Genomic DNA, 11,441 nt, shown 5'->3' with positions numbered 1-11,441 from the left:
GCTCATGGGGACGAAGGGGGCGGGGCGAACGGCTCGAACGGGGCGAAGGGGGGCGGCTCTGCCGCAACGGCCGCGGCGGCGCGGGAGCGGGCCGGGCGGCGGGTGGGACGGCCGCGGGGCCGCCGACCGGGGCTTCGGCCGCGCGACGCGGTCGCCGGACGCGGTGGAAGGGGACGTTCCGCGGTACGGCGGCGGGTTGGCCGGATGCGTGTGGTGCGCACCCGTGCGCCCCCGGCGGGTCCGTTCCCCCGGCTCGATCCGGGGCAGAGAGCGTAGCCGTCGTGCCCGATCACCCGAAGGGGAACCGTGACCAGGATCCTGGTGCTCCACAGCGTCAATCTGCTGGGGTCGGCTCTGACCGCGCTGCTCAGGGCGGAAGGCGCCTTCGAGGTCGCCCACGCGGCCTGGCCCGGGGCCGAGCAGGAGGCGGAGTCCTTACGGCCCGACGTCTGCGTGGTCGACGCCGACTGTCCGGGCGCCTCCGCCGTGCTCGACCGGGACCGCCCGGCCCGTACCGGAGTCCTCGGGCGGGGCGCCGCTCTGCTGGTCCTGGCGACCCCCGACCGGCCGGGCTCGCTGCGCCGGGCGTTCCAGGCGCAGGCGCACGGCTACGTCGACAAGGACGGGCCGGCGGGTCGGCTCGTCCAGGCGGTCCACAAGGTCGCGGGCGGGGAGCGCTCCGTCGACGCCTCGCTCGCCTCCGCCCTGCTGGAGCACCACGCCGAGCCGCTGAGCCGGCGCGAGCGGAGCGTGCTCGCCAGAGCCGCCGACGGTGATTCCGTCGCCGAGATCGCGCACGCCCTGCACCTCGCCCGGGGCACGGTGCGCAACTACATCGCGTCCGCGAGCCGCAAGGTCGGCGCCCGTAACCGGGTGGACGCCATCAGGATCTGCCGCCAGGCCGGCTGGGTCTGAACCCCCGGGAGCACCGCGGCGGCACCTCACCCGTCGTCCTCGGTCGCCTCCCATACGCCCGCCAGTTCCCGGTAGGCGGGCGAACTCCGCCGCAAGTCCTCGTGCGTCCCGCACACCGCCCGCGTGCCGTCGAGCAGCAGCACGCGGTCGGCCCGTGCCGCCGAGGAGATGCGGTGGGCGACCACGACCAGGGTGCCGGGGCGGTCGGCCAGGGCGCGCTCCGCGCGTTCCTCGGCCCGGGGGTCGAGGTGGCAGGTCGCCTCGTCGAGCAGGAGCAGCGGGGCGGGCGTCACGTAGGCGGCGGCGAGGGCGAGTTGCTGCCGCTCGCCCTGGGAGAGGCGCTCGGGGTCCACCGGCGCGTCGAGGCCGCCGAGGCGGTCCACGAGCGCGGCCAGGCCGAGCGCCTCCACGGCCTGCCGGAGCCGGGAGTCCGCGGCCGGGCCCGGCCCGAGGTGGTCGAGGTTCTCCCGTACGGTCCCGGTGAAGACGTACGCCTGCTGCGGCAGCAGAGTACGGCGCGGGTCGGGCCCCGGCCGCGCCCCGGCCGGTCGCGGCCCGGCGGGCCGTGCGGGCCGGCCGGCCACGAGGACGGTGCCCCGGTCCGGGTCCACCTGCCCGGCCAGCAGGGCGACGAGGGTGGACTTGCCGATGCCGCTGGGACCGACGACGGCCAGGTGTTCACCGGGTTCGAGGACGAGGTCCAGGTCCCGCAGGACGGGCCGGGCGCGCGGCCCGTACGCGAAGGTGACGCCGCGCAGCTCGGCGGCGGGCACGAGGCGTGCGGGCGGAGCGGCGGACGGGGTGGGCGGGGGTGGAGTGGACGCAGGGGCGGTGTCGGGACGGAGATCGGCGTCGGGGTCGGGACGGGCATCGGCGTCGGGACGGGCGTCGGCGTCGGGACGGGGGTCGGGTGAGGCAGGCGGTGCGGGTCGGGGCGGGCACGTGGGCGCGGGCGCGGGCGGGGGCGGAACGGGGCTGGGGGGAAAGCGCTCCAGGACGACCAGGAGGCGGGTCCCGGCGGTTCCGAGGGCCGACATCAGGGTGTGGAGCGCGGGCAGCAGGGACTGGAGCAGGTACGTCAGGGCCCCGGCGAGCGCCCCGGCGCTCACACCGCGTTCGAGCAGCCACGGCGCGGCGACCAGCAGCGCCACGACCGGCAGTCGGCCCGCCACGCCGAGCGCGAGGGTGCGCAGGGCCGCCCAGCGGGCCAGTCGGATGCCCAGCCGCTCCGCCTCGGCGACCGGTCCGGCGGTCCGGGCGGTCATCCACGGGCCGGCGCCGCACGCGGCCACGTCCCGCAGTCCGCCGGCCAGTTCGCCCGCCCGCGCCGACAGCGCCTCGTCGTTGTCGAGCCAGGCCCGCTGCAGGGCGGCCATGGGCGCCAGGGTCGCCGCGAACAGCGCCGCTCCGAGCAGCAGCGGCCCCAGGACGACCGCCAGGAGCGCCGGTGCGAGCGCGGCCAGGCCCACCAGTGCCCCGAGCGCGGTGAACACGAAGGCGCGGGCGGTGAGCAGCAGTCCCGCGGCGGAGTCGCGGGCCAGTTCCGCCTGTTGGGTGACGCGGGACACCGCCGCGGTGTCCGCGGACCGTGCCGGGCGGGTCAGGGCCGCGGACAGGGCGCCGTCCACGGCACGGCGTACGAGGGCGTCCCGCAGCGGTTCGACGACTCCGGCGAGGCCGGTGAAGACCCCGCGCAGCGCCGGCGCGCCGAGCAGGGCGGCCGCCGCGGCGGCGGCCAGCCAGCCCGTGCCGGTCCACGGCGCTCCGGCGAGGAACCCGTCGTCGAGGGCCCGGGCGACCGCGTAGCCCCCGAGGAAGGTGTGCGCGGACTCGGCCAGCGACCAGCCGGCCAGCGCGACGAGGGCGCGGCGGCGGCCGCGCAGGAAGCGGCGGGCCTCGGCGGCGGGGCGGTGGCCCGGTGCGGGCGGGTGGCCCGGTCCGGGCGGGTGGCCCCGTGCGGGTCGGGGCACTCGTGCGGACCGGGCCGTCACCGCGTCCCCCCGCGCGCCCCGGCCGGTCCGGCGGCTTCCCGCCCGGCGGCTCCGGAGTGCCGCCGGGCGGGCTCGGCCGCGAAGACGGCTCGGTAGTCGGGGTGCTGCCACAGTTCGCGGTGGCGGCCGACGGCCCGTACCCGGCCTTCCTCCAGCCAGACGACGACGTCGGCGCGGGCGGCCGTGGTGACGCGGTGGGCCACCGTGAGGCGCGTGCCGGGACGCGGCGCGCCCGAGGGGCGCTCACCGGACGGGCGCACGCCGAACGACGCACGGTCGTTCAGGGGGCGGTCGGCAAGGGCGCGATCGGCAAGGGCGCGGTCGACCTCGCGGGCGGTGACGGTGTCGAGGCTGGAGGTGGCGTCGTCCAGCACGAGCAGCCGGCCCGTACGGCAGAACGCCCGCGCCAGTCCCAGGCGTTGGACCTCACCGCCCGACAGCGGCGCGTCGGCGACCGGGGTGTCGTAGCCGCGGGGCAGGGTGGTGACGAAGGCGTCGGCGCGGGCGGCGCGGGCGGCCGCCCGTACGGTGCCGGGGTCGGGCGGCGGGGACTGCCCGAGGGCGAGGGCCTCGCCGACCGTACCGCCGAGCAGGACGGGCCGGGCGAAGGCGTAGGCGACCTCGCGGCGCAGCTCGGCCGGGTCGAGGTCCTCCAGCGGCACCCCGTCGAGCAGGACCCGGCCGTGGTCGGGCGCGGTGAGCCGGCCGGCGACGTCCGCCAGCGTGGACTTGCCGGACCCGGAGGCGCCGACGACGACCGCGTGGGTACCGCCGGGCAGGTGCAGGGTGACGCCGTGCAGGACCGGCGCTCCGCCGCGGACGACGGTGACGTCGTGCAGGTCCAGCGCCCCCGGTGCCGGGCCGCCGGCGCGCGGGGAGGGCAGCCGGGCGGTGCCCTGGCGCAGCTCGGGCAGGGCGAGGAGTTCGCAGGTGCGGCGGGCCGCCGTCCGGCCCCGTACCACCGCGGCGAGGGCTCCGGTGGCCGCGCCGAGACCGGTGGCGAGGGCGGCGTAGCGGGTCGCGGCGACGAGGTCGCCGACGCCCAGGGCGCCGGCGGCGAGCCGGAACCCGGCGACGGCCACGACGGCGTACAGCAGGACCGGCAGGAGCGCGCTGCTGCGGGCGACGGTGCCGCCGTAGCTGCGCCACATGAGGTGGCCCTCGGCGGAGAGTTGGGGCAGGGTCCGCAGGATCCGTTCGCGCTCGCGGTCCGCCGTGCCCGCGGCGGCGATGGTGCGCGCGCCGCCGAGCGCCTCGGCGAGCCGTCGCGCGAGGTCCAGTTGGATCCGCTGGTAGCGGCCGACGCCGGCCGCGGTGTCGCGGGCGAAGGCCCGCAGCAGGGCCAGCAGCACCGGGACGCCCGACAGGAAGGCCAGCGCGGTCCACGGGTCGATCAGGCAGAGCGCGACGACCGCCCCGAGCGGTGGCAGCAGGGCGACCGCGCCCGCGGCGGCGGTGGCGGGGACGGTGCCCGCCTCGGCGGCGTGTGCGGTGAGCCGGGTGGCGAGGTCGCCCGCCGGGAACCGCGCCGCCTGGTGCGGGGCGGCGGCCAGGACGCGCGCGAGGGCCCGGCGGCGCAGCCAGGCTGTGGAGCGGGCGCCGACCGTACCGGTGAGCCGGGCGGCGGCCGCGTCGAGGACGAGGTCGGCGGCGATCAGTGCCGCGCACAGGGCGGTCCAGGCGGGGGCGGCGGGACTGCCCGCCAGCAGGAGGTCCAGGGTGTGCCCCAGCACGGCGGGCTCGGCGAGGGCCGCCCCGGCGGACACAGCGGCGCACCCGGCGACGGCCGCGGTCCGCCCGGCACTGTGCCGGACCGCCCCCCACAGAACCCGATCCACCGCCCGGCCCCCCGCGTCCCGCCGGGCGGCGGCGCGGGCGCCACGGCGGGGACCGCCTCGGTGGCGGTCGTACCGGGGGCGGTCGCCTCGGTCACGGTCGCCCCCGTCGCGGTCGCCCCCGTCGCGGTCGCCTCGGCGGCGGTCGCCCCGGTCACGGCCGCCCCGCTCACGGTCGTCGGGCTCGCGGTCGTCGGGCTCGCGACCCTCGGGCTCGTGGTCGTCCCGCTCGCGGCTGTACGGGGCAGGGCCGTTGGACTCGGGGGTGTCAGTCCGACAGCCGTCCGACTCGCGGTTGCCAGACCGACAGCCGTCCGACTCGCGGTTGCCGGGCCGACAGCCGTCCGGCCGGCGATGGCCGGGCTCGCGGCCGTACACGTCACGGCCGTCGGGCTCGGGGGCGTCAGGCCCCGAGCCGTACCGCACACGGTCGTCGGAGGCGCGGTCGTCGGGCCCACGGTCGTCGTCCCGCACGCGGCCCTGGGGCACGCGGCCGTAGGGCTCCCGGCCATCGGGCCGACGACCGTACCGGTCACGGCCCCGTAGGCCGAGGCCGCCCCCGGCGAGGCCGCCCGGGCCGAGGCCGCCCCCGTCGCCCCCCTTGCCCGCGTCGCGGGCGCCCCGCTCCGGTCCGGCCGGGCGCGGGGCGGGAGTCGGGCCGTCGGGGGCCGTGGGGGCCCTGCGGGGCGGCGGGTCGGTGGTCATGGCGGGTGGCCCCTTCCTGTGGACCAGGTGGATCCGGTGGACCAGGTGGACCCGGTGGACCCGGTGGACGCCGTGCGGGCCCGGCCGGCGCGAGGCCGGCCGGGCCCGAAGGGCCGCGACTAGTTACAGGTGGTGACGCTGAGGCTGCTGTCGCCGCAGAGCAGCAGGCTGGCGCGGCTGCCGCCGCCCGTGTAGTCGGCCTCGGTGGCCTCTTCCTTCGGGACGTCCATCGACTGCAGGTCGAGAAGGGTCATGACGGTTCCTCTCACTCGTGGATGGGTACTGCGGTGGGTCACGATCCCGCTGCGCGGGACCGGCTCGTGGGCCGCGGGAGCGGCGGGAGGAAGGGCAGGTGGGCGCGGACCCCGGGTTCGGCGCTGCCGAGGGCGAGGAGGACGCCGGCGCTGCCGGTGGCCAGGTCCATGGACAGGCGCATCATCTGCTCGCCGGGGAAGGCCAGTTGCCCCTGGTAGGGCACGGCGTGGCGGGCGAGGGCCTCGATCTGCCGGCCGATGTCGGCGGGGCCGGTGCCGGGCCCCGGGCACGTGGTGCGGGCCAGGTGCAGGACCATGCCGGCGGCGCCGCGGAACAGCCCGGGCTGGGCGTAGAAGGTCGCCTGGGCCGCCCGTACGATCTGCCGGCGGGCCTGCTCGAAGGCCTCGTCGGGGGCGTGCTCTAGGTAGTCGTCGAGGACCATGCCGATGCCCGCGCTGCCCTCGCCGAGGTAGGGCATGGTCCGCCAGCCCTCGTCGACCTGGAGGGTGCCGAACGCGCTGGTGACGCAGCGCGCGAGGTCCTCGCGCAGGAAGTCGGCCGCCCGGGCGAGCAGGTCGCGGTCGCCGAGGCGTTCGTACAGCCGCAGCAGGAGCAGGGCCCGGCCCGACGCGCCGTACAGCAGCCCGGCGCGCGGCCGAGGGGCGGATGCGCCGGTCCGGGGGCCAGGGGCGCCGGCCCCTTCCCGGCCGGTGCGTGCCCCGGTCGCTTCCCGGGCGGCGGGGTCGGCCAGTCGCTCGGCGCACCGCAACGCGGCGTCGTGCAGGTCCCGTTCGCCGGTGGCGGTGGCCAGGGCGTCGAGGGCGAGGCCGATGCCGGCGAGGCCGCTGTGCAGGTCCGTGGAGAGGGTGTCCCAGGGTTGGGCGGTGATCCGTTCGGCCAGTTCGAGGGCACGGGCGGGGTGGCCGAGCCGTTCCAGGGTCCAGGCGATGCCCGCCAGTCCGTCGTAGAAGCCGGCCGGGGTGCCGGAGACGGGGTCCTTGGTGCGTTCCAGCAGCCATTCCTCGGCCTCGGGCCAGGCGGGACGGCCGGTCTCCGCGAGGGCGTGGAGGACGCCGGCCGCGCCGTAGCCGACGGTGAGTCCGCCGCCGGGCCGGGTGAACTGGGCGATGTCGCCGGGGAAGAGGCGGTCGTCCCGACCGGGTGTGCTCGCGGACGCGATCGCGGCGGCCAGGGAGTCGCGGCTCGCGGGCCACTCCCCCGGTGGCACCGGCAGATACGGTTCAGCAGGTACGGGTCCGGGGGTGCCGTCGGGTCCGGCGAGGATCTCCGCGACCGCCTCGTCGAGGAACTCCTTCGGGACGGGGAACTGTTCCGCTGCGATCCGGGCCAGATGGGCGGCCTTGGTGCGGTCCAGGGGCAGCAGGCTGGTCAGCGGCAGGAACAGGGCCAGGCGCAGGCAGGCCAGCGCGTAGCGGTCGACGGAGGCGCCCCGCCGGTCCGCGGGGGCGACGAAGGCCGGGTTGGCCACGATCTGGCGGGCGTCGTCGTCGATACCGGCGGCCGCCTCGAAGTCGAGGAGGAAGACGGCGGGTCGGGGTCTCCCCGGCCCGGCCTCCGGCCCGAACTGCGGACCGGCCTCCGGTCCGGCTTCCGGTCCGGCCTCCGGCCCCGCCTGCGGCCCGAGCTGCGGCCCCGCCTGCGGCCTGTCCCACCCGTCGTCCCCCTCCTCGTCCTCCCTGACCATGATGTTGAACAGGTGCAGGTCGTTGAAGACGACTCCCCGTGCGTGGACGGCCTCCACCGCGCGGGTGACCTCGCGGTGCACGGCCAGCGCCCACCGCGTGTACGAGGCGAGCGCGGCCGGGGTGGGATCCGCCTCGATCAGCGGGTGCCGGCGGGCGAAGAACGTGTTGAGGGGTTTGCCCTCCAAGTACTCCAGCGCCAGGAAGTGGTGCTCGCCGATCGTGAACGCGCCCCGGACGGCGGGTACGCAGCCCAGCCCGGCCAGCCGCTCCAGCGCGGCCCGCTCCCGGTGCAGCCGGGTCACGGCGTCGGCTCCGTCGGCGGCCAGTCCGGCGTACGGCCTGGCCTCCTTGAGCACGACGCGCTCACCGGTGGCGGTGTCGCGGGCCAGGTAGACCCCGCCGCCGTTGGAGAAGTGCAGGGCCCGCTCGACGGTGTACGGCAGCCCGTCCAGGGTGAGCGCGGCCCGGGCGTCGAGGTGCGGCCGGAGGAAGTCGGGCGGGGTGACCCAGGCGGGCAGCCGGAAGGCGGGGCCGCGCGGGTCGGGCACGAGCGTGCCGTCGGGGTCCTCCAGGGCGGGCACGAGTTCGCCGCGCTCGTCGTGGCAGTGGCGCAGGGTGAAGCTGCCGTAGCGGACGTACACCGGGCCCTGGTTCCAGCGCAGGTCGCTGAGGACGTAGGGTCCGGGCTCGCCGGCGAGCAGGGCGTCCAACTCCTCGGCGGTGCGCCGGAACTCGTCCAGGTCCGCCGGGTAGACGGTGATGAACTTGCCGGCGCCGGCGCGGTCGGCGTACTTGGCGTTGCGGAGGTGGAGCAGGTAGCGGTTCGGTACGAACTTGAACGCCAGGCGGCGCGGGACGCAGTGGTCGCGGACCCGGGCGAGGACCGAGGCGGCGTTGTCGAGGCCGGCGGAGACGTGGATCTTCCAGCCCTGGGCCGGCAGGCGGTGCTCGGCGGGCCGCCAGGCCAGCCAGTCGCCGCTGCGGTGGGACTGCCAGTCCTCCGGCATGGCGGGCAGCTCCGCCGCGTAACCGCCGTCCTCGCCGCGCCGGTACGGCGCGTCGTAGAACCAGCGGTCGGCGTCGCAGAACACCGCGTACCCCTTGTTCACCCCTGCTCCCTCGATCGGCGACGGAACGAAGGTGTCACGGGGGGCACGGGCCGGGGTAGTCCCGTTTGTCACTGGTGGAACGTGCGTTACGCACAAGTCACTTCCGCGCGGGCGCCCCTGTCGGGGGCCGGGTCGCGCGGGGCGGGGCCGGGGCCGCGGTCAGGGCGGGCGGTGCTCCGCGGCGGGGTGTCCTGGGCGCCTCAGGGCGCGTCCGAGGCCCGTCCGGGGCCCATCCAGGGTGCGTCAGGGGCCCGTCCAAGGCGCGCCAGGGTGCGTCAGGGGCCCGTCCGCGGCGTCGGCCGGCAGCCGCGTGCCTCGGCCGGGCCGTCCTCCTGGCCACGCGCTACCGCCGGTTTGCCCAGCGGAGCCGCCGACGGGGTCCGTGCCGGGTTTTGCCGCATGATCCTCGACGCCTCGGGGCGCGGGGTGACCGCCCCCGGAGTGACCACCCCCGTACCCCGAGGCCCGCAGGGGCACCGGAGCCGGCGCGGCGTTCGCCACCCCCGCCGAGCGAGTGGGCGGGGCCGGTCGTAGCCTACGGCCATGACCGAGATTCTGCCGCCGACGCCCCGCGAGGCGTTCGACCTGCTCATAGCCGGCAACGAGCGCTTCGTCTCCGGTGCTCCCGAACACCCCAACCAGGACGCCACCCGCCGCACCGAGACGGTGCCGGCCCAGCAGCCGTTCGCCGTACTGTTCGGATGCTCCGACTCCCGCCTCGCCGCCGAGATCATTTTCGACCGCGGCCTGGGCGACCTGTTCGTGGTGCGCACCGCCGGGCACGTCGCGGGTACGGAGGTGCTCGGTTCCATCGAGTTCGGCGTTGCCGTCCTCAACGCGCCGCTGGTCGTCGTCCTCGGTCACGACTCGTGCGGCGCCGTCGCCGCGGCCTGCTCCGCCCTCCAGGACGGCCGGACGCCGGGCGGCTTCGTCCGGGACGTGGTCGAGCGGGTGACGCCGAGCGTGCTGGCGGCCCGCGCCGCCGGACGCGAGAGCGCCGAGGAGATCCTGGCCGAGCACATCGAGAACACCGTGGACCTGCTGCTGGAACGCTCCCGCGTGCTGGCCGAGCGGGTGGCCGACGGTCGCCTCGGGGTGGTCGGGCTCTCCTACCGCCTGGCGGACGGCAGTGCACAGCTCGTCGCCGCGCGGGGCCTCGACGCCGCGGTTTCCGGCGTCTCCTGACCTCCCTCCCCGCCACCCCCGATTTACCGGCGCGACGTACGCCCCACCCGGTCTGCGGCGGGCGCGCGCCGAAGAGGGTCGTCGAGGAAGCCGCCGCCCCCGGGCCGGCATCGCCGGCCCGGGGCGGAAGGGCAGGTACGGAGGCGGAAGGGCGGGTACGGGCCTGCCCGGATCACACGGTGGAGCGGGGCCCCGCTGCGCGGCGGAGCCGGTTGGCGATCGCCAGGCCGAGTCCCTCCTCCACGGGCAGGGACGCCACGATGAGGTCGCACCCCCGCTGGTCGAACTCGCGCAGGAACCCGTACAACCCGCGCGCGTAGGCGGCCATCGACGCGGGGACCGCCACCACGGCGTGCGCCTTCACCGGTTCGGTGGCGAAGGCGGCGGGCAGCAGGACGCCCACCTGGTGGCCCAGCTCTGAAGCGAGCGCCGCTTCGGTGATCACCTTCTCCGGCTCGACGAGGACGACCCGCGCCCGCGGCGCGTAGTGGGACGGATGCTGGCCCGGCACCCGGACATGGCTGGTCGCGGGGACCGCGAGGGGGCATCCCAGCACCGCTTCGAGGTCCTCGCGTGTGACCCCGCCGGGGCGCAGGATGACCGGGGTCCCGCCGGTGGCGTCGACGATGGTGGATTCGACGCCGACCTCGCACGACCCACCGTCCAGCACCAGGTCGACGGCGTCGCCGAGCTCGGCACGCACGTCGTCCGCGGTGGTGGGGCTGACGGAGCCGAAGCGGTTCGCGGAAGGGGCTGTGACACCGCCGCCGAAGGCGGCCAGCAGCGCGAGGGCGACGGGGTGGTCCGGTACGCGCACGGCCACGGTCTCCAGTCCGCCGGTCGCCTCCAGCGGTACGCGGGGACCGCGGCGCAGGACCAGCGTGAGGGGGCCCGGCCAGAAGTGCTCGGCCAGCAGTCGCGCTGCCGCCGGTACGTCCTGCACCCAGTCGTCCAGCTGCTCGGCGCTGCCGAGGTGGACGATCAGCGGGTGGGACGGCGGACGTCCCTTCACCTGGAAGATGCGGGAGACGGCGGCCGGGTCCTCGGCGTTGGCGCCCAGACCGTAGACGGTTTCCGTCGGCATGGCCACCAGCCCGCCGTCGCGGAGCACACCGACTGCCTTCTCGATATCACTGGTACTCGCTGCCACTCGCCCCATTCTAGGGCCGCCGGGACCCGGCGCGATTCATGATCGACTTCGGCCCGGGGGCAGGGCCTGAGCTGTCCCGGACATCGGCTGCGCCTGCGGGGCGGCCCGGCTGGGGCCGCCCCGCAGGCGCAGGCGCACGGTTCGGTACGGCTACCAGCGGTACCAGCGGCCGTTGCTGCCCGCCGGTCGGGCGACGAAGCCGAGCAGCCAGACGACGAGTACGGCCAGGGCCACCCACCAGAGCACCTTCACGGCGAAACCGGCGCCGAAGAGGATCACGGCGAGGAGCAGTACGAGCAGCAGGGGAACCATGGGTCGACCTCCGTTGGTCATGTGGTCATGCGGGCATGGTGGTCATGCGCGCATGCGGTCATGTGGTCATGCGTCGCGCAGCGTCCGATCGGACGGGCGCGTACGCGGCTGTGATGCGTACGTCGGTACGGACTGCGTGAGGCGTGCGGCAAGGCACGGGCCGCCGGCGTGCGGGGAGGCACGGGACGCGGGGGTGCGGGGAGGCACGGGACGCGGGCGGCCGGGAGGCACGGGGCGCGGGCGTGCGCGGAGGCACGGGCCGCGGGCGGTGGTGAGGG

Annotated in this window: 8 protein-coding genes; 2 read left to right on the top strand and 6 right to left on the bottom strand. The window is 77.0% G+C overall.

What is annotated here, in order from left to right; genetic code table 11:
- Nucleotides 1-306 precede the first annotated feature (306 nt).
- Nucleotides 307-915: a response regulator transcription factor gene (locus LG632_RS27360; RefSeq protein WP_226730233.1), complete on the top strand. Its 609-nt coding sequence runs from the start codon at nucleotides 307-309 to the stop codon at nucleotides 913-915.
- A gap of 26 nt (nucleotides 916-941) precedes the next feature.
- Here LG632_RS27360 and LG632_RS27355 read toward each other — a convergent pair whose 3' ends face one another.
- The 4 genes from LG632_RS27355 to lanKC all read right to left on the bottom strand — a co-directional run bounded on the left by LG632_RS27355 (nucleotide 942) and on the right by lanKC (nucleotide 8,516).
- Nucleotides 942-2,885 (bottom strand): ATP-binding cassette domain-containing protein, encoded by a 1,944-nt coding sequence (locus LG632_RS27355; protein ID WP_226730232.1) that lies wholly within the window; start codon nucleotides 2,883-2,885, stop codon nucleotides 942-944.
- A gap of 17 nt (nucleotides 2,886-2,902) precedes the next feature.
- Entirely contained in the window at nucleotides 2,903-4,672 is a 1,770-nt protein-coding gene (locus LG632_RS27350; protein ID WP_226730231.1) for an ATP-binding cassette domain-containing protein, read from the bottom strand.
- An 893-nt stretch (nucleotides 4,673-5,565) separates the two neighbouring features.
- The gene (locus tag LG632_RS27345) at nucleotides 5,566-5,700 is read right to left on the bottom strand and encodes a SapB/AmfS family lanthipeptide (RefSeq protein ID WP_226730230.1); all 135 of its coding nucleotides are present in this window, start codon (nucleotides 5,698-5,700) and stop codon (nucleotides 5,566-5,568) included.
- Between the two features lie 38 nt (nucleotides 5,701-5,738).
- Entirely contained in the window at nucleotides 5,739-8,516 is a 2,778-nt protein-coding gene (lanKC, locus tag LG632_RS27340) for a class III lanthionine synthetase LanKC (protein ID WP_226730229.1), read from the bottom strand.
- A 543-nt stretch (nucleotides 8,517-9,059) separates the two neighbouring features.
- Here lanKC and LG632_RS27335 point away from each other — a divergent pair.
- Entirely contained in the window at nucleotides 9,060-9,701 is a 642-nt protein-coding gene (locus LG632_RS27335) for a carbonic anhydrase (RefSeq protein WP_226730228.1), read from the top strand.
- 172 nt (nucleotides 9,702-9,873) lie between these two features.
- On the opposite strand, the gene LG632_RS27330 is transcribed toward LG632_RS27335, so the two are convergent.
- Both LG632_RS27330 and LG632_RS27325 read right to left on the bottom strand, forming a co-directional pair.
- On the bottom strand, nucleotides 9,874-10,860 hold the full coding sequence (locus LG632_RS27330) for an L-threonylcarbamoyladenylate synthase (protein WP_226730227.1): 987 nt from the start codon (nucleotides 10,858-10,860) through the stop codon (nucleotides 9,874-9,876).
- A gap of 141 nt (nucleotides 10,861-11,001) precedes the next feature.
- Nucleotides 11,002-11,163 (bottom strand): hydrophobic protein, encoded by a 162-nt coding sequence (locus tag LG632_RS27325; protein ID WP_226730234.1) that lies wholly within the window; start codon nucleotides 11,161-11,163, stop codon nucleotides 11,002-11,004.
- Nucleotides 11,164-11,441 lie beyond the last annotated feature (278 nt).

Origin of the sequence: Streptomyces antimicrobicus, from assembly GCF_020532625.1 — a bacterium.
Classification (GTDB): Bacteria; Actinomycetota; Actinomycetes; order Streptomycetales; family Streptomycetaceae; genus Streptomyces; species Streptomyces antimicrobicus.
This window is presented reverse-complemented; position numbering and strand designations above follow the sequence as displayed.